This is a genomic window from Pseudomonas sp. Irchel s3b6, assembly GCF_900187415.1.
In the GTDB taxonomy this organism is placed as follows: domain Bacteria; phylum Pseudomonadota; class Gammaproteobacteria; order Pseudomonadales; family Pseudomonadaceae; genus Aquipseudomonas.
This window is the reverse complement of record NZ_FYDM01000016.1, coordinates 32541-54239: the sequence shown is the minus strand read 5'-3', so window position 1 is coordinate 54239 and position 21699 is coordinate 32541. Positions and strand designations below refer to the sequence as shown.

The window sequence follows — 21699 nt, the reverse complement described above, 5'->3', positions numbered from 1 at the left end:
CCATGAACACACTTGAAATCCAGGACCTGCACAAACGCTACGGCACCCACGAAGTGCTCAAGGGCGTATCGCTCCAGGCCAGGGCCGGCGACGTGATCAGCATCATCGGCTCCAGCGGCTCAGGCAAAAGCACTTTCCTGCGCTGCATCAACCTGCTGGAGCAACCCAACGCCGGCAGTATCCTGCTCAATGGCGAACCGCTGAAACTGGTCGCCAACAAACTGGGCGGGCTCAAGGCCGCCGACCCCAGGCAACTGCAACGCATGCGCTCCCGGCTGGCGATGGTGTTCCAGCACTTCAACCTCTGGGCGCACATGAGTGCCCTGGAGAACGTCATGGAAGCGCCCGTCCATGTCTTGGGGATGGACAGGAAGCTGGCCCGGGAAAAGGCCGCGCACTACCTGGACAAGGTCGGTGTGGCGCACCGCGCAGGGGCGTACCCCGCGCACATGTCCGGTGGCGAACAGCAGCGCGTGGCGATTGCCCGTGCACTGGCGATGGAGCCTGAAGTGATGCTATTCGATGAGCCCACTTCGGCACTGGACCCGGAACTGGTCGGCGAAGTGCTGAAGGTCATGCAGGACCTGGCGCAGGAAGGCCGGACCATGGTGGTGGTGACCCATGAAATGGGCTTTGCCCGCGAAGTGTCGAACCAGCTGGTGTTCCTGCACAAAGGCGTTGTCGAAGAACGCGGCAACCCGCGTGACGTGCTGGTCAATCCACAGTCCGAACGCCTCCAGCAGTTTCTGGCCGGCAGCCTGAAGTAAGCCGCTCGCCGACCGTGGGCAGGCGCTGCGCGCCGACGGTCGGCTTCGGATACACTGGCGTCCACTCCAGTCGGGGGATCGGAACAGGTCCCTTGCAACCTCCAGCAGATGTCGAGCCGGTCATGCCTGATTCTTCGAAAAACACCACGGTCTACGCCGCCCCGGTGCTGCGCAAACTGGCGCAGATCCTCGCTGACTTGCCGCCGTCGCTGCGCAAGGTGGCGGACTTTATCCTGCGCCACCCGCTCAAGGCCGCCACCCTGACCATCGACGAGATGGCCCACGCAACGTCCACTTCACCGGCAGCCGTCAACCGCCTGGCCAAGGTGCTGGACGTGGGGGGCTACAGTGGCATGAAGGCCGAGCTGGTGACGACCTTGCAGCAGATGGTGTCCCCGGTGGACAAGTTGCGCAACGAACTGGCGCACCGCCCCGGTGGTGCATTCGGCCTGCACGAGCAAATCCAGAGCGCCACCAGCAACCTGGAAACCGCCGGCACCAACAATCACCCCGAAACCTTTGAAGCCGTGGTCACCTGCCTGACCCAGGCCCGCAAGATCTACATCCTGGGTTTCGGCAACAGTGTCTACCTGGCTGGCCTTGCGGCCTCGACCCTGATGCCCTTCTGCGCGGACGCCACCGCCATCAGCATGGAGGGCGGCAACGAAAACGCCGCCTACCGCCTGGCGGCCATCACCGACCAGGATGTACTGCTGGCGATCTCGCTGCCCCGCTACTCCCTCGACACCCTGAAACTGTCGCGCTTTGCCCATGAGCGCGGTGCCACCGTGCTGGCGATCACCGACTCCCCGGCCTCGCCCTTGACCCACATTGCCCGGCACGTGTTGTTTGCACCCGCCGACCACCCGGTGCTGACCAGCTCCAGCATCGCCGTTCTGGCACTGATCGAAGGCCTGGTCGCCGGGGTGATGGCGCGCAACAAGGAAGCGGTGAAGCTGGCCACCGAGCTCACCGAAAGCGTGATGAGTTACCTGCATATGCCCGGCAGCGACAAGACCTCGAAGAGTTGAGGGCCCAGGTTACAACCACCAGCGCAGCAGGAAAAAGAACGCCATGCTCAGCAACATGCTGATCAAGGTACTGCGGGTGTAGAGCACCAAGCCAATGGCCACCAACGAACTGAGCAGGTACGGATTGTCCCATTGCAGGTTCAGTTGGTGGTCCGGCATGAACACGATCGGCCCGCAGATCGCCGTGAGCATCCCCGGTACCGCGAACCCGAGGAACTGCCGCGCATTGCTGCTCAGGCGCACCGGCAAGCGTGGCTCCAGGAACACGTAGCGATTGAGAAACACCAGCAGCCCCATGCCGAAAATAACCGCCCAGACCATCATGTGCGCGCTCCATAAAACTTGTTGCAGACAAACCCGGCACTCATCCCCAGCAACCCGGCCAGCACCAGCGCCGACCCCACTTGCCAGTAGTTGAACAACACCGAACAGAACAACGAAACCGCCACGCACACCACCGTCGGGATACTGCGCACCACCGGGGTGATCAAGGCGATAAAGGTGGCGGCAATGGAGAAGTCCAGCCCCAGGTGTTCCAGCCCCGGAATGCTGCTGCCCAGCACAATGCCGGCCAGGGTGAACAGGTTCCAGGCCACGTAAAACGTCAGTCCCACCCCTAGCGCATACCAGCGGTTGAACTGCTGCTGGTCGAATTGACTGGTCAGGGCGAAGAGTTCGTCGGTGAGCAAAAAGCCCAGCCCGACCCGCCAGCGGCCCGGCAGTGGCGACACCACGGGGCGCATGCTCATGCCGTACAGCAGGTGCTGGGAGGTCAGCAGCAAGGTGGTCAGCAGAATCGAGAAAATCCCGGCCCCGCCCTTGAGCATGCCGATCGCCACCAACTGCGCGGCACCGGCAAAGACGATGCTCGACAAGCCCTGGCCCTGCAATGGCGTGAGATTGGCCTCGATGGCCATGGAACCCGCCAGCAAGCCCCAGGGCGCGGTCGCCAGGGACAAGGGCATGACGGCAACGGCTCCGCGCAGAAAGGCACTGCGCGGCAATAACGTGTCAGACATAGCGCTCTACAACAAAGAAAGGGTTTGCAAATGTGTCAGCCAAACGGCCGCGTGTCTTGAACAATCTTGCGCGGTTGCGCCTGCTTAAAGCGTACTGCTCATCGCGGTCACCAACACGGGGTCGCGACTGTAGATATCCGGGGCATACAGCAATCGGCCATGGTCGTCGGCTTGTACGGTCCAGTAGCTGAGCAGGATCGGCACGGGCACCGACAGCCTGAATTCGTGCGTGCGCCCGGTGGCCAGCAACTCGGTGGTGCGCAGGCGTTCCGCCGGGCTCAACAACAGGTCGCGCAACTGCATGGCATGCTCGACCCGCACACAACCCGAGCTGAAGGCCCGTGGACCTTTCTGGAACAGCGCCTGGCTGGGGGTGTCGTGCAGGTACACGGAAAACGGATTGGGGAAGCGCACGGCCATCTGCCCCAGCGGATTTCTCGGCCCGGCGTCCTGGCGCAGGAGGATGTTACCCGGGTTGTCCCAGTCGATGTCCTCCGCCGCTAGCGGGTTTCCATCACGGTCGAGCACCCGCAGGTCCTGCCGGCTGAGGAATGCCTGGTCCCGTCGGATTTCCGGCAGCTTGTCTTCACGCATGATGGTCGGCGGCACCGTCCAGGTCGGGTTCAGCGTCAGGCGTGTGACGTGGGACTTCAACAATGGGGTCTGGCGCTCGGCACGCCCGACCTGGGTGCGGGTCTGCCAGACCGGGACACCGTCCTGGAACACGGTCAACTGGGCGGCGGCCACGTTCACCAGCAGGCTGTCGGGCTCCATGTCCTGAGCCAGCCAGCGAAAACGCTCGAGGTTGATGCGCAGCTGTTCACGTCGTACCTGCGAGCTGATGTTCAGTTCGGTCAAGGTGCCCGGCCCGATAACGCCATCGGCTTGCAGCGAATGGCTGAGCTGGAAATTTTTTACCGCGCTGGCCAGCTCAGCAGTGTAATCCGTGCCGGCCAGCACCGGCATGTAGGGCAAGTAACCCTCGCTGAACAGCCGCTGGGCCAGTCCGGGAATGCGTACATCCTGCATGCCGGGGCGCAATAAAGGCCCGCTGGCCACTACCGGCCAATGGGGCAGCAGTTGCTGACGCTGCTGGGAGTAGACCTCGCGCAGACTGCGGTATTGCTCGAGGCCCGGGCGGGCGGCGTCAAAGGCCGCCGCCATGTCCTGCAAGCCGGATCCGGCAATGGTCAGCAGTTCGGCATTGCGATCCAGTTGCGATGGCTGGGCATGCCACACCGGTTCGAAACGGCTTTGCTGCAAGCGCCCGTAACGCAGCTCCCGCAACGCTTGCAGGTAACGCAGGCTGATGCCGATATCGGTACACAGCGGGCCGCCCACCGCCTCTTCCTTGGGCAGGCTGTAGCGGTGAGGGTCCAGGCCGTCATCGGCCAACTGCGCCAACTGCGCCTGCAAGGCCGGCAAGCGTGCGTCACCCGACCACACCGGGGCCTGGTTTTGCTGCTGGTAAAAAGCCTGCACCAACGCCAGCGCCGAAGCATCCGGACGCATTTTCAGGCCCGGGCAATCCACCGGTAACTGGGTCAGTGCCAATGGCAGCGGCGCGTCGTGATCAGCGAGCTCATTCTGGGCAGTCGCGACCAATGGCACAGCGAGCAAATAAAGGCTCAAGTAACATGCATGCTTTTTGAACAACTGCTTTACTCCAATCCATGGCCGTCAGGTTTTGACGGTCGACCTCTGCAGCAGGTGCGGCGAGCGTCAGGCGAGCCCGTAAACGGACCTGCCCGGGGAGCGACAGGAAGTCGGAAGCCAACAGAAACAATGAGGACTCTCTACCCATGCTGACTTTTTTGCGCCGGATCTGTCTGGCAGTCACCACCCTTGGCGCCCTCTGCAGTCCGGCGCTCGCCGCCAGCACCACTCATCAGGCGTTGTATAACAGCCTCGCGCACGCCGCGCCGGAACTCAATCCCCAAGCGCTAAAAAGTGCCCTGAGCGCCATGCGATGCGCCGTCAACAATGGCGCCCGGCGGGCCGAGCACCTGGCCGTGATCGATTACTCGCAGCCGTCCACAGAGCGACGTCTGTGGATCTTCGATCTGCGCAAGAAAGCACTGGTGTTGCGCGACCTGGTGGCCCACGGGCAAATGTCCGGCGAAAACTTTGCCACCCGATTCTCCAACCGCGTGGGCAGCTACCAGTCCAGCCTGGGGCTGTTTCGCACCCAGGAAAGTTATCAGGGCGCCCACGGTTACTCCCTGCGCATGGACGGCCTGGAACCCGGTTTCAATGACCTGGCCCGTGATCGGGCGATCGTGATTCATGCCGCGGACTACGTGAGCCCGCTGTGGAGTGAGCGCCAGGGCCGTATCGGCCGCAGTCAGGGTTGCCCGGCGGTACGGCCACAGGTGGCACGCCAGGTGATCGACAAACTCAAGGACGGCCAGTTCATGTTTTCCTGGTATCCGGACCAGCGCTGGTTGAAGTCATCGCCCTATCTCAACTGCCAGCCGCGCCAGGTGGCCAGCATCCTTGCCAACAACAAAGGCTAACCGGTCACCTGAAAGGCTCCGCACAGGCGATTTTCCAAAGGGAGACCATGACAGCCTCTTTGCCGATACGCTCACCCTGCCCACCCGGCGCCTGCGATTGCGGGCGTGACCAGTTGCTGGAATCAGTCGGCACTGATGCGCGCATCCTGCAACTGACCCGGCATGAGGAAAAGCGCCTGCTCGAACGTCTGGAAAACCTGCAGAGCCTGAGCGATCTGCAGCGCCTGCAGCAGCGAATGTACGAGCAACTGGGCATTCGCGTGGAAATCACCCCCAGCTTCCATGAAGTGCGCAGCATGCGCGGTATCGGCATTCGGCTGCTGGAGCTGCCCGGGTTGTGTCGCAAGACTCGCCAGACCATCCCCGCCGCCATACGGCGCGGCCTGGAAAACCACCCGGAAATAGCCTACGAACTGCTCAACGCACACGACCTGTTGCGCGACGCCTGAGCCGGTGCAACAAGCACCCCACTCTTTCGGGTGGTGCCCTTGGATTCAGCTGCCGGTTTTCACCTTGCTCCACACCCGGGTTCTCACCCGCTCCATCTTCAGCGGCAAAGGCTCCAGCGGGAACAGCGTCGCCATGGTGGTTGCCGAGGGATACACACCCGGGTTGTCGCGCACCTTCTGCTCGACCAGTGCGGTGGCGTCCTTGTTGGCGTTCGGGTAGCCCAGGTAGTTGGACGTCGCGGCAATGACCTCGGGGCGCAGCATGTAGTTGATGAAGCTCAGACCCTGTTGCGGATGCGGTGCGTCATTGAGCAGGACCAGGTTCTCGACCCAGACGGGCGCGCCCTCATGAGGAATGCTGTACACCAGGTTGCGCACATTGCCGGCCTTGGCGGAGGCCAGTTGCGCGTCATACACACCGCCCGACCAACCGAGCACCACGCAGACGTTGCCGTTAGCCAGGTCGGAGATGAACCGCGAAGAATCGAAGTAGCGGATATACGGCCGGACCTTGAGCAGCAAGGCTTCGGCCTTGCGGTAATCCTCGGGGTTCTGGCTGTTGTAGGGCAATCCGAGGTAGTGCAAGGCGATCGGAACGATTTCGCCGGGCGAATCCAGCATGGCCACGCCGCACTGGCTGAGCTTGGCAATGTTCTCTTCCTTGAAGATCAGGTCCCAGGAGTTGACCGGCGCCTGCGCGCCCAGCAATGCCGTGACCTTGTCGGCGTCGTAGCCCATGCCGGTGGTGCCCCACAGGTAGGGCGCGGCGAAACGATTACCCGGGTCGTTGCGCTGCACCTTGGCCAGGATCTCGGGGTCCAGGTGCGGCAGGTTCGGCAGCTGGCTGCGATCCAGCTCCTTGAGCACCCCGGCCTTGATCAGGTTGGGCAGCAGTTCGCTGCTGGCGACCACCACGTCATAACCGCTGCGCCCGGCCATGAGCTTGCTCTGCATCACATCGCCATTATCGAACACGTCATAGACCGTGGCGACGCCGGTTTCCTGCTGGAAGTTTTTCGTGGCATCCGGTGCGATGTAGTCGTACCAGTTGTAAATCGAGACGCTGGGTTCGGCGGCGCTGGCGCAGGCCATTCCCAGGCTGAGCAAAGCGGCCGCGGCCAGTTGCACGCTACACAGAGGTTTCATCGCAAGACTCCAGAACGACGGCACGATCATCGGCCCGTTCGCGGGCGATGTCTGCTGAAAGTGAAGGATAAGGCCAGTGCCACAATCGGCGCTGGCAGGCGCTGCTCAGGGGATCAGCAATTCGCGGCGCCCATCGGCGTGGTTGATCTGCTGGCAGGCCAGCGGCAATCGCCGGTCCTTGAGGTAGTCATAGTCCTGGCGCGAGGTGTGCAACGCCGTAAAATCCAGCTCGACGACGTGCCGGCATTCCTCGCGCCCGGCTTCGAACAACAGCCGCCCCGACGGATCGACCACTGAGCTGGCGCCGGCAAAGATCAGATCGCCATCACCTTTCCCACATCGATTGACCAGCACGGCAAACGCCTGGTTTTCCTGGGCTCTTGCCAGGATCGCGGTACGGTGCACCGGACCGAACGGGTCCATGTTGGCGTTGATCACCAGCATCAGGTCCACTCCCAGTTGTGCCAGCGCACGGGCCGGTTCCGGGAATTCGATGTCGTAGCAGATCAACAGCCCCACCCGCACGCCTTTGTACAGGGTGGTGGCAAATCGATCCCCGGGCTGGACCACCCCGCACTCCGAAGGCCACAGATGGGTCTTGCGATAACTCAAGGCAATACCTTGGGGGGTCAACAGCAACGAGGTGTTGAAGAAGTCCTCGCCCTCACGTTCGGCGAACCCCACCACCACCGCCACATCCCGTTCACGCACCGCCTGCAGCACCGCCTGCACGGTCGGCCCGTCCACGGTTTCGGCTACCTCGCCGAGTCGCTCGGCGCAGGCGAACCCCATCAGGTGGGTTTCCGGAAACACCAGCACATCGGTATCCGCTGCGCAGGTGGCGATAGCGTCCAGGGTTCGTTGCAGGTTATAGGCCGTATCGCCATCGCGACCGGCCAGCTGTACCAGTTCAATCTTCATGGGTTGTCCTTCGACCTCGTCACTGCGGATTCGATAGCCCTGAACCAGGGCTGCAACCGAGTATGGAGCGCCGGCCAACGGCGGCGTAATTACGTCGAAGGGGTAACCCTACTGGGGTAGAGCCGGCTTCAGTGCGGCGTTTGCATGGCGGCAAACAACACATTGACCTCGGGGAAGCGGGAAATGAAATCGGCCGGCATGGCGATGACCTTGCGGCTCGGGTAGTCGAAAAACACAAAGCCCGATTTCGCCAGGGCAATCAGTGTCCCGTCGGCCGGGCGGGTGATGCGCAAGATGATGTCGCCGCCATATTTGTTCAGGTCCATCAGCCCCACCTCGAACCGCAACTGATCCCGGGCGCGGGCTTCGGCGCGATAGACCGTCGCCAGGTCAGTCACGATGATGTCGTCGATGCTCACCCCATACTCAAACAACATTCGCGCACGCGCCTCGGAAATCATCGAGATCATCGAGTCGTTGGCCAGGTGATGGGCGGCGTTGACGTCCGTCACCCGGACAGTCAACGAAGTGGCATAAAAAAACGGGTTCTGCGGGAAATCCAGGTGCAGGCGGGCCATGCTGATTCTCGTCACGGGAAAAGAGTTGGCCACTGTTGTTCAGCCGTGGGCAAACAGCCTCAGCGCTATCAGACAATTTGCGATCATGGGGCAGCCGCAAGCGCTGATGGCCCACGCTCCAGGTCAGCGACATTTGCATTCATGACCGCACGCCTAGAAGATGGCGACAGCACGATCGCTTCGGCGCTGACTATCCTGATGTTATCGAGCCTGTCGGCCCGCTCTCATCGTTCTCAGGGAATTTAGAATGACAGCAAGACAAGTAATCAATGCTTCGGTGAGCCCCAAAGGCAGCCTGGAAACACTGTCCCAACGCGAAGTTCAACAATTGAGCGCCGCAGGGTCAGGCAGCATCTACTCTCTCTTTCGCCAATGCGCCCTGGCCATCCTCAATACCGGCGCCCATGTCGACAACGCCAAGACCATTCTGGAAGCCTATCGGGACTTCGAGATTCGCATTCATCAACAAGACCGTGGTGTACGCCTGGAGTTGCTCAACGCACCGGCGGACGCCTTCGTCGACGGCGAAATGATCGCCAGCACCCGTGAAATGCTGTTCAGCGCCCTGCGTGACATCGTGTACACCGAGAACGAACTGGACAGCCAGCGCATCGACCTCGACTCCTCGCAAGGCATCAGCGACTACGTATTCCACCTGCTGCGCAACGCCCGCACCCTGCGCCCCGGCGTGGAGCCCAAGATTGTCGTGTGCTGGGGCGGTCACTCGATCAGCAGCGAGGAATACCAGTACACCAAAAAGGTCGGTCACGAACTCGGCCTGCGCAGCCTGGACGTCTGCACCGGTTGCGGGCCGGGGGTCATGAAGGGCCCGATGAAGGGCGCCACCATTTCCCACGCCAAGCAACGGATCATCAACGGCCGCTACCTGGGCCTGACGGAGCCCGGCATCATTGCCGCCGAGGCGCCGAACCCGATCGTCAACGAACTGGTGATCCTGCCCGACATCGAGAAACGCCTGGAAGCCTTCGTGCGTGTCGGCCACGGCATCATCATTTTCCCGGGCGGCGCCGGCACGGCTGAGGAGTTCCTCTACCTGCTCGGGATCCTGATGCACCCGGACAACCGCGACCTGCCCTTCCCGGTCGTCCTGACCGGCCCGCGCAGCGCAGAACCCTACCTGCAGCAGCTGCACGCGTTCGTTGGTTCCACCCTGGGTGAAGAGGCCCAGAGTCACTACGAGATCATCATCGACGACCCGGCCGAGGTCGCCCGGCAAATGGTCCAGGGGCTCAAGGCGGTCAAGCAGTTCCGCCGCGAGCGTAACGATGCGTTCCATTTCAACTGGCTGCTGAAGATCGACGAAGGCTTCCAGCGCCCGTTCGACCCCACCCACGAAAACATGGCCGGCCTGCAACTGCGCCACGACCTGCCCGCCCATGAACTGGCGGCCAACCTGCGCCGCGCGTTTTCCGGGATCGTCGCCGGCAACGTCAAGGACAAGGGCATTCGCCTGATCGAAGAACATGGCCCCTACGAGATCAACGGCGACGCGGCCGTCATGCAGCCGCTGGACAAACTGCTGCAAGCCTTTGTGGCCCAACACCGCATGAAGCTGCCAGGTGGCGCCGCGTATGTCCCGTGCTACCGGGTCATCCGTTAAGCGCACCCTCGACTGACCGGCCCGGAACCCAGGTTCCGGGTCTGCCCAGGCCCCAGCCCCTGCCTTACGATTGCTCCCACTGCGCCACCTGCCGGGCACTGATACTCACCCCGCCACAGACCACGATCACCACATCGTGGGCATCGGCAATGGCCGGGTGGTCCAGATAGGCCACGGCCAGCGAAACACCACACGCCGGTTCCACCAATTGGCGCAAATCATCGGCATAACGCACGACCCCCATGATGGCGTCGGCATCCGGCAACACCACACTGGTGTGGGGGAACCGGCCGATGTGCTGCACCGGCCACTGCGCCACCTGCAGTGCACCCAATGAGCTGGCAACACTGTTGATCCCGGCGAGCTTGACCGGGTGCCCGGCCTTGAGCGCCGCCGCGAATGAGGCCGTGCCCTCGGTTTCGCAGGCAATGATCCGACAATCCAGCCGGGCGTGGCGGATCAGTCCGGTGAGCACGCCGGCCAGCAAGCCACCGCCCCCAACTGACAGTACTACCGTGTCGACCTGAGGACAGTCTTCAAGAATCTCATCGACCATCGTGCTGTGCCCTTCCCACAGTGTCGGGTGGTCGAACGCCGGCACGTATTCGGTATCCGCGTCCCTGGCCAGTTCCAGCGCCAACTGATTGGCCTCGTCCCAGACCTTGCCGTGTACCCTCACCTGGGCCCCGGTCCTGGTAATGCGCGCCCGGGTCGATTCAGCGGTGGTGTCCGGAACAATGATGATCGCCGCCAGGCCCAATGCCGCAGCCGCGACAGCGGTGGCATAGCCGGCATTGCCACCGGAGGGGCAGACCACTTTCTGCTTGCCCTGCAAGGCCGCCTCGGTACACAGCAGGCCCATGCCGCGCATTTTGAAAGAGCCGCCCGGTTGCAGGTTTTCCAGCTTGAGCCAGATGCGCCGGCTCGCGGTGCTCAGCCCCGGGTGCAGCACCAGGGGTGTTCTGATATGCAGCATTAAGGCCTCCCGACACGACCGGATGGACGGCAACCCGCTAGCGGTGCCGACTGAAAATGCGCTGTACACCTCAGTCTAGCTTCCTGCGCCCTCACCCACGCGAGCCTGCCGATTACCGCACGGCGGGAACTGCCAGGGCCGCGGTCCCCGGGTGCCTATACTCACATGCGTTGATCCTCGCGCCGGAGAGCTGTCATGCGCACCGTTCACATCATCGAAGCCGACCAGACCCCGGCGCCCGTCAAGGTTGTGGGCGAAAACATCACCATCCTTGCCGAAGGCGACCTGAGCAAACCCTTCGAAATGCATATCCAGGAAGGCGTACAGGGCGGCGGCCCACCCCCGCATTTCCACCCCTGGGACGAAGCCTTCTACGTCATCGACGGCCAGGTCGAGATCACCGTGGATGGCTGTTCCACCACCATGACCCGCGGCGGTTATGTGCATATCCCGGCCGGCACGATTCACGCTTACAAAAACCTCAGCGCCCGCGCCAAGATCATCGGGGTGGTCTCCGACCCCAGGGGCGGCAAGCTGTTCACCGCCCTGGATCAACTCAAGGTGCCCGAGGACCTGCCGCAGATCCTGGCGATTGCCGAGCAGTTCGGCGTTACCTTTCTACCGTGGGCTGCACACGAGTAAACATGCAGCGACCGGCCAGTGCGGGAGCAACCGTCATTTAGCGCCGTAGACGTCGAAATCGAAGTACTTGTCGTTGATCCGCGCGTACGTGCCGTTGGCCAGAATCGTCGCCAGCGCCTTGTTCAGGTCTTCGCGCAGTTCGAGGTCGTCCTTGCGCACGCCGATTCCATCACCGACGCCAAAGAACTCGGGGTTATCCAGGGTGCCACCGGCAAAGGTGTAATCCTTGCCCACCGGCTTGTTGAGAAACCCGTAGCTGGCCTGGATCGAGCCCTGCAACGAGGCATCGAGCCGGCCTACCACCAGGTCGGCATAGACCTGGTCCTGGTTCTGATAGGACAGTACCTCCACGCCCTGGGTGCCCCAGACGGCTTTGGCAAAGGCCTCCTGGGTCGAGCCCTGCTCCACGCCGACACGCTTGCCCTTGAGCGACTCGACGGTGGGCTGCAGGTCCGCCCCACGCTTGATGACCAAGCGGGCCGGTGCGTTGGACACCTTGTCGGTAAAGGCAATCCGGGTCTGGCGCTTGGGCGTGACGGTCATCGACGACGCAATGGCGTCGAACTTGTGGGCCAGCAGGCCCGGAATCATCCCGTCCCAGCTGCTTTCAACCCAGACGCATTTTGCCTTCAGCTCTGCACACAGGGCCTGGGCGATATCGACGCCAAAACCGGTCAGCGTGCCATCCTGGTTTTTGTACTCCAGCGGTGGGTACGTCGGGTCAACCGCCAGCCTCAACACTTTGCCGGACCAGTCGGCCGCACCGGCCAGGCCGGATGCCGAGATCAACACCAGTGAAACCGCCGCAATCATCTTGTTCATGGTTATTTTCCTCCAGGGAGCTCGCTGAGCCGGGTTGCCAGCACGTGGGTACAGACGGGTTGCTTGAACCACTGCGCCTCAGCGCAGAAAACCTTCCACCAGCTTCACCCAATAACTCGCGCCTATCGGCAGGCAGGCATCGTTGAAGTCGTAACCGGGGTTATGCAGCAAACAGCCGCTGTCGCCCTGGCCATTGCCGATCACCAAATAACTGCCGGGGCATTGTTGCAGAATGAACGCAAAGTCCTCACTGGCGGTAAAGGGCCGCAGGTCATCGATCAGGTGCCCCGCTCCCAGCCAGTCTTGTGCGACCTGGCGGGCAAACGCGGTCTGCTCGGGATCGTTGATCAACACCGGATGACAATGCTGGTAGTCGATGTCGGCCCGCGCCCCGAAACTGGCAGCCTGCCCCTGCACCAGATCGGTGATCCGCCGCTCAAGCAAGCCGCGCACCTCGGGGGTCAGCGCGCGCACGCTCAGGCTCATCTCGGCGGATTCGGGAATCACGTTCGACGCACTCCCGGCATGGATTGAACCCACGGTGATAATCGCCATCTCCTGCGGACTGACATTGCGCGAGACGATACTTTGCAAGGCGATCACGATCGAGGCGCAGACCACCACCGGATCGACCGCCTTGTGCGGTACCGCACCATGGCCGCCCGTGCCAATGACCTTGATCGTCACCGTATCGGCGCTGGCCATGAACGGGCCACTGTAGAAACCCAGTTGCCCCGCCGGATAGCCCGGCACGTTGTGCATGGCAAACACCGCATCGCAGGGGAAGCGCTCGAGCAGCCCGTCTTCGAGCATTGTTCTTGCGCCACCCAGGCCCTCTTCGGCCGGTTGGAAAATCAGCTGCACGGTGCCATTGAAGTCCCGGGTGCGGGCCAGGTGCCTGGCCGCTGCCAGCAGGGTTGCGGTATGGCCATCGTGGCCGCAGGCATGCATCACACCGTCGACCCGGCTGGCATAGGGCAAGCCGGTGGCTTCCTGAATCGGCAGTGCATCCATGTCGGCTCGCAGCCCGATGGAACGCCCCGCGCCATTACGCAGCGTTGCCACCACGCCGGTCCTGCCCACGCCGGTGCTGACGTCATAACCCCACTGGCGCAGACACTGCGCCACCAGCGCACTGGTGGCGAACTCCTCGAACCCAAGCTCGGGATGGGCGTGTATGCGTTGACGCAGGCTGATCATTTCCTCTTGCTGTGCAGCGATTCCCGGCAAAACATGACCCGCGTCCACGGCGCTACTCCTCGATAGATTCAGTCGGCGGCCAGAGCCTGATCGACATTGCTGGCGTCGATCTTAGGCACTGGAATGCCGGCTGGGGAGCCTCAGTTTGGTTATGATGACAACCAATGGTTGTCATCAGGGTGAGCGCATGAAGCTGCATCAATTACAAGCGCTGGTCGCCAGTGCCGAAACCGGCAGCATCCGCGCCGCCGCCCGCTCGCTGGAGGTGTCCCAGGCAGCCGTCACCAAGGCTTTGCGCGAACTGGAAAGCACACAGCAGCTGCCTCTGTTCGTCAGAACCCCCAGCGGCCTGAGTTTCACGGATTACGGCAAGGTGCTGCTGACCCATGCCCGGCTGGTGCTCAAGCAACTGGAGCATGCGCAAACCGAGCTCGATCACCTGCGCGGCAAGGCCCGGGGCCGGCTCTGCGTCGGGGTCACGCCCTGGGTCGCGCTGACCTTCCTACCGGAAGTGGTATTGGCCTTTCGCGCACGCATGCCGGACATTCAGCTGGAACTGTTCGAAAGCCTGATGGCGGTGGCCCAGCCGTTGCTGCGTGACGGCAGCATGGACTTCGCCATCGGCCAATTGCACCCGACCCAGGCGACCACGGAATTTGCCTGCGAAACGCTGCTGGACTACCAGACCTCGGTGCTGCTGCGCCAGGGCCACCCGCGACAAGGGGCACGGTCGCTGCACGAACTGCTGGATATGGACTGGACCCTGAACTATGCACCCGACGGCCACGACGCCTTGATGCAGGAATTGTTCTGGAAGCACGGCGCGCAGATCGACGAGAAACGCATCGTCCGCGCCCATTCACTGGCGATTTTGCAAATGATGGTGGAGCGGGCAGACATGTGCACCTGGGGGCCGTCGCTGCTGAGCACCGCCCCGCCCTTTCTCGGACGCCTGGTGTCGCTGGAGCTGCAGGAGCAGTTCGAGCCGCGTCAACTGAGCATCGTCACCCGTCGCAATGGCGCACTCAGCCATCCGGCGCTGTGCTTCACCGATTGCCTGTTGCAGGTCATTCGCTGCCACGCCCGCTCCGCGAAACAGGCAGACCGGGCGCTGTTCGAGACGCTGCGCGTGTTGGTCTGAAGCGCGGGCGCCCAGCCGCCGGTCACCCTTCCAGCGGCCATTGGGCCAAAGCCCGATAGCGGCCTTTATGGGATTCGAACAGCACGAAGTGCCTGGCGCTGAGCTGAAAATCCGGGGCCGTTATCGATTCAGGAACCGGCGCCCGGTATTCACGCATCAAGGTCAGGTGCGGGCGAAACTCCCGTGGCGCGTCTTCCAGCCCGAGCGGCAGCATCGCTTGCTGCAAGGCATACACCAGCTCAAGCAATGGCCGCGACGCCTGCACCGGGGCGAGGAGCAGGATGCCGGCCCGGCGCCAGACATCCAGGCGGTCGAGGTCCACCCTCAGCGGCTCGCCTGGCGGTCGAACCGTTGCGGCCGCGCTGCAGATCGCCGGAATCTGCCGGACCGGCACAGCCCCCAGAAACATCAGGGTCAGGTGAAAGTTTTCGGCCGGTACCGGCCGCCCAAGAGATTGCCCCAGGGCACTGCGCCATTGGGCGATCGCCCGGCGCTGCGCTAGCGCACAAGGCAAGGCGAAAAACAAACGCTTGAAGGGTTCGCGTTGTTCATCAGGTCCGTTGTTCATGTCCACGACCTCGAGGCTTCCACGCTGGTTACTGCTCGGGGACAACCACGCGAAAGCGGATGTTGATCTCGTTGGAGACCACCCCGAAATCCGCCCACTCACCCTCGCCGATATCAAAGTCGGCGCGCTTGAGGATGAAGTTGCCATCAAAAATGCCAATGGCGCTCTCCGGCTTCAAGGTGATCTGAGCGCCCACCCCTCGGGTCAAGCCCTTGAGCGTCAGTAACCCTTCGACCTGGTAACGGTTATTGCCCAGCGCCGTCACCCGGTTCGAGACAAACCGCGCCTGCGGGTAGACGGCCGTGTTGAACCAGCCCGTTTTTTTCAGTTCGCTGTTGGCGTCACGGTTGCCGACATCGATGCTGTCCAGATCAATGGTCAGCGCTGCACGGGCCGCCGCCGGGTTCGCCGAGTCGAAGTCGATGGTCGCCTCGAACCTGCTGAAGGTTCCGTACACCCGCGACCCCATCTGGTGGTAGGTGAAGGTGATCTGGCTGGCGGTCGCATTCACCTGCTGGTACCGGGCCGCGTCGGCACCGATCGGCACCGCGAAGGCCAGCATGACCAACCAGGCACTTGCGCGCACAACTCGATCGCTCATGGGAGGCTCCAAAGGGTGAGCGGGGCTCATGGGTGAGGTTTTTGCCGTCGGGGCAGCATGCGCTCAAGCACCTCATCACGGTCGACGAAATGATGCTTGAGCGCGGCACCGGTGTGGATGACCACCAGCGCCAGCAGCAGGTAATTCAGCGCCTGGTGCAACACTATGAGGCGCTCCCCCAGCCCGACGTCCCTGGCCAGCAAGTCGGGTAACGGCAGGATCCCGAACCAGGAGGTCTGGAAGCCCAGGGCTGAACTCATCAACCAGCCGCTCAGTGGAATGGCGAGCATCAACCCGTACATCAATCCATGGTTGATGTGGGACGCCAGCCGCAACACCGGGGCCACCGTGGCGGGCAACGGTGGCGCGGGGTGGCTCAGGCGCCAGCCCAACCTGATCAGCACCAGCAGGAACAGGGTCACCCCAGCCCATTTGTGCCACGCATACAGCTTCAGCTTGGTGGGTGACAGGGCAAGGTCGGGCATGTAGAGGCCCAGCGCAAAGGTACCGATCAGCCCCAGCGCCACTAGCCAATGCAGGTAAATCGCCATGCGGGTATAACGATCATTCATGAGCGCTCCGTGACGACCGACGCGGTGCCCGATGCAACGACACTGCCTGACGAGGTTCGCTACATTGTTGATCCGTACCGGTGCCTGTGCAAATCCAATAAGCAGGCCTTGCCCTAATACCGATCAGTTAAGGAGATGAGGTCGAATGTGTAGGAGCGAGCGTGCTCGCGATGAACTCAAGAGCAACGCGCTTAATCAGAAAACACGCGCTATCGTTAACGTCCATCGCGAGCACGCTCTCTCCTACAAAGTTCGGCGCTCGCTTAACTGACTGGCATTAGGCCTTGCCCCCGGTATTGTGGTTAAAATGCCGCCCCCTCACATTGCTGGCCCCTGCTCGATGAACCCTGACGCCCTCGCCACCCTGCACCACCACTTGTTGACGGCCCTGGCAGCGATACCCGATGAAACCCGTCGCCTGTTTCACGGCCGGGGTCGCTGCTGGCCAGGGCTGGAGCAACTGACCGTCGACTGGATGCAAGGCATCGTGCTGGTCGCGTTGTTCAAGGAGCCCGAGCCGCAACAGCTGGAGGCGCTCAAAGCGCTGCTGATGCAGATCAGCCAGTCGCCCGAATGGCAGCAGTCCGGCGCCCACTCCTTGCTGCTGCAACACCGCTACCTGCCGCAAAGCACCACCGAATGGCTACTGGGGCAGGAAGTCGAGGAATGGACGCTCACCGAGGGTGGCCTGCGCTACCGGATTGACCTGGGCAAAAAGCAGAACAACGGACTGTTCCTGGACATGCGTTACGGGCGCAATTGGGTCAAGGCCAATGCTCAGGGCAAACGGGTCCTGAACCTGTTCGCCTACACCTGTGGCTTTTCCGTGGCGGCCATCGAAGGCGGCGCCGAGCATGTGGTCAACCTGGACATGTCCCGCGCCGCCCTGAGCCGGGGCCGTGACAACCATCGGCTCAACGGGCATGACTTGGGCAAAGTGAGCTTTCTCGGTCACGACCTGTTCAAGTCCTGGGGCAAGGTCATCAACAACGGGCCTTACGACCTGGTGATCATCGACCCGCCATCCTTTCAGAAAGGCAGCTTCCTGCTGACCAAGGACTACCAACGCGTACTGCGCCGCCTGCCGGAACTGCTCAGCCCCCGGGGCACGGTGCTGGCCTGCATGAACGACCCGGCCTTCGGTCCGGACTTCCTGATTGACGGCGTCACTCGCGAGGCCCCCGCCCTGCACTTTGCACAACGCCTGGAAAACCCGCCGGAGTTTCCCGACACCAACGTGCAAAGCGGCTTGAAGGCCCTGGTGTTTACCCTGGCTGAGTAAGTGCGCAAACCGCCTGCGTCGAAGTGCTAAACAACCCGGTCAGGATAACGATGCGCAGATCATCATGCTGACCGAGATGTCTGATTGAAGGGCACCGCCTGTCGGTCCATGGGAATGGCTGCTGGATAGTGCTTACATTGAGTAGATGCTGGTCGCTCGACTGCGGCACCCGCACCTGCAGGCAGAGCCCTTGCACTTGTCCAGCAGCACGGCGTCGGCGCGGGGCATGAATACCCGGCCGGGCACTGGTTGGAGACAGGACATGAAAATCGTCGTTATCGGCGGTACGGGCCTGATCGGCAAAGCGCTCTGCAACAAACTGCAGGAGATGGGCCATGAAGCCCTGGCCGCATCGCCGAGTCGCGGCGTCAACACCCTCACCGGCGAAGGGCTGCAAAGCGCCTTGCACGGCGCCGAGGTGGTGGTCGACGTATCGAACTCACCGTCATTCGAGGACGTCGCCGTCCTTGCCTTTTTTGAAACCTCCGGACGCAACCTGCTCAAGGCCGAGGCCGCCGCCGGCATCAAGCACCATGTGGCGCTGTCGGTGGTGGGCACCGAGCGGATGCTGGACAGTGGTTATTTCCGGGCCAAGATGGCTCAGGAACAACTGATCAAGGACTCGGGTATCCCCTACACCCTGTTGCGGGCCACGCAGTTTTTCGAGTTCATCGAGAGCATTGCGCAATCCGGGTGCGAAAGCAGTTGTATCCGGCTGACCACCGCCGACCTGCAACCGGTCGCCTCGAGTGACGTCGCGACGGCACTGGCGAAAATCGCCGTGCAGGCACCCGCCAACCAGACCCTGGAGGTAGCCGGTCCCGATCGCTGGCCGCTGGTGGAATTTGCCCGGGTATGGCTGCACCACAATCACGATCCGCGCCAGGTCGTCGCCGACGATAAGGCCCATTACTTCGGTGCGCAGATCGATGACTTGTCCCTGACACCCGGAAACCAACCGATCATCGGACCGACCCGCTTCGAAACCTGGCTGAAAAGCCAGGCCTGACGGCTCAGCCCCCCGTTGAGGGAGGCCCGATGCCGGTGCTGGCGGTGGCGACGAAAGCGGGTTGATTCAGCGCCTCGCCCGCCAGCACCCATTGCAGGAACGCCTCGCACGATAGCGGCGCAGAGAACAGATTGCCCTGCCCGACCTCATACCCCTGGGCCTGGAGAATGTCACGCTGGACGGCATGCTCGATACCCTCGGCCACCACCAGCAGGCACAGCCCCTTGCCAATGCCGATGACCGATTCGCTCAAGGCACGACAGGAACCATCGCGCTCCAGATCGTCGACAAAACTCTTGTCCAGTTTCAGCTCACTGATCGGCAGATGGCGCAGGTACCCCAGGCTGGAGTAACCCGTGCCAAAGTCATCGATGGCCAGGCGCACACCCAGTGCATGCAGGTCCCGCAGGGTTTGTTCCGGACCCGGGCTGCTGGACAGCAGTACGCCCTCTGTCACTTCCACGCACAAGTCGGCAGGCTGCAACGCCCATCGCTGCAACTGCTGGGCGATCTGCCCCGCCAGGTTCAGATTTTGGAAATTGAGCGGAGACAGGTTGATCGACAGGGAAGGCACCGTCACCCCTTGTCGACGCCACTGCGCCAGGTGCTCGCAAGCCTCCTGCAGGACCCATTGGCTCAGGTCGTTGATCAACCCGCACTCCTCCGCCAAGGGTATGAACCGATCGGGCGAGATACTGCCCAGGGTCGGATGGTTCCAGCGCGCCAGTGCCTCGACACCCACCAGGCGTCCACTCTTCAATGCCACTTGTGGCTGATACACCAGCACCAGCCCATCGTTGGCCAGGGCGTCACGCAGCGCGGTCTCCAGCATCAAGCGCTCCAGGGCAATCTGGTTCATTTCCTCGAGAAAGAAGCGCAAGCTGCCAGGTTCCGTGCGCTTGGCCTGGTACATCGCGATATCGGCACACTGCAGCAGGCTCTCCATATCCTGCCCGTCACCGGGGAACATGCTGATGCCGATACTGGCCGACAGCACCACGGGGGTGCCGGCAATGCTGGCCGGTAAACCCAGGACCATTTTCAGCCGCTCAAGAAAGCCGGTGACCCGCATGGCATTGATCCTGGGCAGCACCAGCACGAACTCATCGCCGGACAAGCGCCCGGCGATGTCCGACTCCCGAAGCACACTGCGCAAACGCTGCGCCATGACTTGCAGCAACTCGTCGCCGGCGGCGTGCCCCAGGGCATCGTTGACCTGCTTGAAGCGGTCCAGATCGATAAACAGCACCGCAAGCTCAGCCTGCTCCTGCTCCACCTCGACCAGGCAGCGTTGGGCTTGAGCCAGCAGGAAGTCGCGATTGGGCAGGCCGGTCAAGGCATCGTAGAAGGCCATCCGGCGAATGGATTGCCGGGCCTCTTCACGTTCCAGCGCCAGCATGCACAGGTGCGTCCCGGCCGTGACCAGGTGCGCATGCAGCGGATCCGGTGCGCGGCATTCCCTGAAGTACAGCGCAAAGGTGGCCGCCACCCGTCCGGCGCCATTGCGCACGGGAATCGACCAGCACGCGCGCAACCCTGCCTGTTCGGCCAGCGACCGGTATTGCGCCCACAACGGGTCGTGATCGATGTCGGTGACCAGCACCGGCTCGCCGCGATAGGCCGCCGTACCGCACGACCCGGCCACGGGCCCTATAGACAAGCCTTCGATTGCCCTGGAGTAATCCGCCGGCAAGCCAGGACCGGCCAGCGGGTGCAGGACCCCATCCGGGTCCACGCTCAGGATCGAGACGATGACTTCAGGTGCTATGCGCTCAATCTCCTGGCACATCAGGGTCAATACGTCTTCCAGCGGTTCCTCTTTCAACAACGCCCCGATGACCTTTTCCTGTAGCACCTCGTGCAGCTTTGAGCGGGTAATGTCGGTCAGCACGATCACGATGTTGTCGACCTTACCTTGGGCATCGAACACCGGGGTGGACGAAACATGCACCCACAACCGTTGGCCGTTGCGCTTGCGGATCAGCGCACTGGCTTCGCTCGACTGCCCCAGCAGCACTCCTTCCAGCGCCGTTTGAGCAGAGGTGTCAGCCAGACCGTCGGCAACAAAGAACATCATGGGCGAATGCCCGATCACCTCCTCGCGCCCATACCCCAGCAATTGCACGAGCCCGTCATTGACATAGATCAGGCGCGTATCGGCGTCGACGATGCAGGTGGCCGAACTGGTGACATTGACCGACATCGACAGCAAGCGGTGCTCGATATCGTTCAACCGTGCCTGGGTAATGTCCTTGAGGAAGGCGGCATACAGGATCCGGCCCGGCAAGGTGATCTTCGAGATGGACATGGCGCCCCAGCGCTCTTCACCATCCTGGCGCGCGATGCGCACATCGCGGCTGACCCCGACGATCTTGTTGACCCCGGTCTCGCGGTTCGCGCTGACATAACCATCGTGGTGGGCGCGTATGGCCTCGGGCACCAGCGAACTGACATTGCTACCCAGCACGTCCAGGCGAGGACAGCCCCAAAAGCGCTCGGCCGCGGCATTGAAAAACACTACGTTGTTCAGGTCATCAATGACCACCACTGCATCCACTGCCTGTTCCAGGGTCTGCACGAAAAAGTCTTGCGCATCCCGGGCACTTGCCAGCCTGACTCTGGTGTCCATTGCTGTCACTTGTTCAAGCCACCACTGACCCGCATCCCTGACTGCAGGTGGGGCGCCATAAGAACCCTCAGCACTGGAAGGAGTCCTTGATCGGAGTAACGCTAAATGCTGTTTCCTACTAATGAATAGCGGGGTTATTCACTTTGGTACGACAACAACGGCACCGTTCTGCCGGTGCAAAATCACAGAATAGTCGCGAAATGATGGCC

General features: G+C 62.4%; 23 protein-coding genes. 10 read left to right on the top strand and 13 right to left on the bottom strand.

Translation table 11 applies throughout. The annotated features are described in order from the left end of the window. Positions 1–2 precede the first annotated feature (2 nt). Both CKW07_RS21115 and CKW07_RS21110 read left to right on the top strand, forming a co-directional pair. Complete coding sequence (locus CKW07_RS21115; RefSeq protein ID WP_095146878.1) at positions 3–767, top strand: ABC transporter ATP-binding protein; 765 nt, start codon at positions 3–5, stop codon at positions 765–767. Positions 768–889: 122 nt separating this feature from the next. Continuing rightward, complete coding sequence (locus tag CKW07_RS21110) at positions 890–1798, top strand: MurR/RpiR family transcriptional regulator (RefSeq protein ID WP_095146877.1); 909 nt, start codon at positions 890–892, stop codon at positions 1796–1798. 9 nt (positions 1799–1807) lie between these two features. On the opposite strand, the gene CKW07_RS21105 is transcribed toward CKW07_RS21110, so the two are convergent. The 3 genes from CKW07_RS21105 to CKW07_RS21095 all read right to left on the bottom strand — a co-directional run bounded on the left by CKW07_RS21105 (position 1808) and on the right by CKW07_RS21095 (position 4473). Continuing rightward, positions 1808–2119, bottom strand: coding sequence for an AzlD domain-containing protein (locus CKW07_RS21105; protein ID WP_172736630.1), 312 nt, complete (start codon positions 2117–2119; stop codon positions 1808–1810). Further along, the gene (locus CKW07_RS21100) at positions 2119–2817 is read right to left on the bottom strand and encodes an AzlC family ABC transporter permease (protein WP_095146876.1); all 699 of its coding nucleotides are present in this window, start codon (positions 2815–2817) and stop codon (positions 2119–2121) included. The genes CKW07_RS21105 and CKW07_RS21100 overlap by 1 nt, the downstream gene beginning before the upstream one ends. 84 nt (positions 2818–2901) lie before the next feature. Then, positions 2902–4473: a murein L,D-transpeptidase gene (locus CKW07_RS21095; protein ID WP_095146875.1), complete on the bottom strand. Its 1572-nt coding sequence runs from the start codon at positions 4471–4473 to the stop codon at positions 2902–2904. Between the two features lie 146 nt (positions 4474–4619). Here CKW07_RS21095 and CKW07_RS21090 point away from each other — a divergent pair, with 146 nt between their 5' ends. Next, positions 4620–5333 carry a murein L,D-transpeptidase catalytic domain family protein gene (locus CKW07_RS21090; protein WP_095146874.1) on the top strand — a complete coding sequence of 238 codons (714 nt, stop codon included), beginning with the start codon at positions 4620–4622 and terminating at the stop codon, positions 5331–5333. A 47-nt stretch (positions 5334–5380) separates the two neighbouring features. After that, positions 5381–5782 (top strand): hypothetical protein, encoded by a 402-nt coding sequence (locus CKW07_RS21085; RefSeq protein ID WP_095146873.1) that lies wholly within the window; start codon positions 5381–5383, stop codon positions 5780–5782. A gap of 45 nt (positions 5783–5827) precedes the next feature. Here CKW07_RS21085 and CKW07_RS21080 read toward each other — a convergent pair whose 3' ends face one another. From CKW07_RS21080 to CKW07_RS21070, 3 genes are all read right to left on the bottom strand, one after another. After that, a complete protein-coding gene (locus CKW07_RS21080; protein WP_095146872.1) occupies positions 5828–6928 on the bottom strand; it encodes a polyamine ABC transporter substrate-binding protein in 1101 nt (366 codons plus the stop codon). Between the two features lie 105 nt (positions 6929–7033). Next, the gene (locus CKW07_RS21075) at positions 7034–7849 is read right to left on the bottom strand and encodes a carbon-nitrogen hydrolase family protein (RefSeq protein WP_095146871.1); all 816 of its coding nucleotides are present in this window, start codon (positions 7847–7849) and stop codon (positions 7034–7036) included. Positions 7850–7977: 128 nt separating this feature from the next. Continuing rightward, complete coding sequence (locus tag CKW07_RS21070; RefSeq protein ID WP_095146870.1) at positions 7978–8427, bottom strand: thioesterase family protein; 450 nt, start codon at positions 8425–8427, stop codon at positions 7978–7980. On the opposite strand from CKW07_RS21070, the gene CKW07_RS25500 reads away from it, so the two are divergent. Continuing rightward, the gene (locus tag CKW07_RS25500) at positions 8426–8572 is read left to right on the top strand and encodes a hypothetical protein (protein ID WP_159950338.1); all 147 of its coding nucleotides are present in this window, start codon (positions 8426–8428) and stop codon (positions 8570–8572) included. The two genes, CKW07_RS21070 and CKW07_RS25500, sit on opposite strands and share 2 nt — an antisense overlap. A 102-nt stretch (positions 8573–8674) precedes the next feature. Then, the gene (ppnN, locus tag CKW07_RS21065; protein ID WP_095146869.1) at positions 8675–10048 is read left to right on the top strand and encodes a nucleotide 5'-monophosphate nucleosidase PpnN; all 1374 of its coding nucleotides are present in this window, start codon (positions 8675–8677) and stop codon (positions 10046–10048) included. 64 nt (positions 10049–10112) lie between these two features. Here the strand turns inward: ppnN and CKW07_RS21060 are convergent, their stop codons facing one another. Next, on the bottom strand, positions 10113–11024 hold the full coding sequence (locus CKW07_RS21060; protein WP_095146868.1) for a pyridoxal-phosphate dependent enzyme: 912 nt from the start codon (positions 11022–11024) through the stop codon (positions 10113–10115). A gap of 195 nt (positions 11025–11219) precedes the next feature. Between CKW07_RS21060 and CKW07_RS21055 the strand changes: the two genes are divergently transcribed. After that, positions 11220–11666, top strand: a complete 447-nt coding sequence (locus CKW07_RS21055) for a cupin domain-containing protein (RefSeq protein ID WP_095146867.1) — start codon at positions 11220–11222, stop codon at positions 11664–11666. Positions 11667–11699: 33 nt separating this feature from the next. Here the strand turns inward: CKW07_RS21055 and CKW07_RS21050 are convergent, their stop codons facing one another. Together CKW07_RS21050 and CKW07_RS21045 are read right to left on the bottom strand one after the other, a co-directional pair. Beyond that, positions 11700–12488, bottom strand: coding sequence for an ABC transporter substrate-binding protein (locus CKW07_RS21050; RefSeq protein ID WP_095146866.1), 789 nt, complete (start codon positions 12486–12488; stop codon positions 11700–11702). A gap of 78 nt (positions 12489–12566) precedes the next feature. Further along, positions 12567–13688, bottom strand: coding sequence for a M20 aminoacylase family protein (locus CKW07_RS21045; RefSeq protein WP_095146919.1), 1122 nt, complete (start codon positions 13686–13688; stop codon positions 12567–12569). A 187-nt stretch (positions 13689–13875) separates the two neighbouring features. On the opposite strand from CKW07_RS21045, the gene CKW07_RS21040 reads away from it, so the two are divergent. Continuing rightward, the gene (locus tag CKW07_RS21040; RefSeq protein WP_095146918.1) at positions 13876–14829 is read left to right on the top strand and encodes a LysR substrate-binding domain-containing protein; all 954 of its coding nucleotides are present in this window, start codon (positions 13876–13878) and stop codon (positions 14827–14829) included. A gap of 22 nt (positions 14830–14851) precedes the next feature. Here the strand turns inward: CKW07_RS21040 and thpR are convergent, their stop codons facing one another. From thpR to CKW07_RS21025, 3 genes are read right to left on the bottom strand one after another with little or no spacing between them, the layout of a single operon-like run. Further along, the gene (gene thpR, locus CKW07_RS21035) at positions 14852–15397 is read right to left on the bottom strand and encodes an RNA 2',3'-cyclic phosphodiesterase (protein ID WP_095146865.1); all 546 of its coding nucleotides are present in this window, start codon (positions 15395–15397) and stop codon (positions 14852–14854) included. A 28-nt stretch (positions 15398–15425) separates the two neighbouring features. Beyond that, positions 15426–15998 (bottom strand): YceI family protein, encoded by a 573-nt coding sequence (locus CKW07_RS21030; RefSeq protein ID WP_095083112.1) that lies wholly within the window; start codon positions 15996–15998, stop codon positions 15426–15428. Positions 15999–16024: 26 nt separating this feature from the next. Beyond that, positions 16025–16570, bottom strand: a complete 546-nt coding sequence (locus CKW07_RS21025; RefSeq protein ID WP_095146864.1) for a cytochrome b — start codon at positions 16568–16570, stop codon at positions 16025–16027. Between the two features lie 340 nt (positions 16571–16910). Between CKW07_RS21025 and CKW07_RS21020 the strand changes: the two genes are divergently transcribed. Together CKW07_RS21020 and CKW07_RS21015 are read left to right on the top strand one after the other, a co-directional pair. After that, entirely contained in the window at positions 16911–17852 is a 942-nt protein-coding gene (locus CKW07_RS21020; RefSeq protein ID WP_095146863.1) for a class I SAM-dependent methyltransferase, read from the top strand. Between the two features lie 262 nt (positions 17853–18114). Continuing rightward, positions 18115–18861, top strand: a complete 747-nt coding sequence (locus CKW07_RS21015) for an SDR family oxidoreductase (protein ID WP_095146862.1) — start codon at positions 18115–18117, stop codon at positions 18859–18861. A 4-nt stretch (positions 18862–18865) separates the two neighbouring features. On the opposite strand, the gene CKW07_RS21010 is transcribed toward CKW07_RS21015, so the two are convergent. Further along, entirely contained in the window at positions 18866–21490 is a 2625-nt protein-coding gene (locus tag CKW07_RS21010) for an EAL domain-containing protein (protein ID WP_095146861.1), read from the bottom strand. Positions 21491–21699 lie beyond the last annotated feature (209 nt).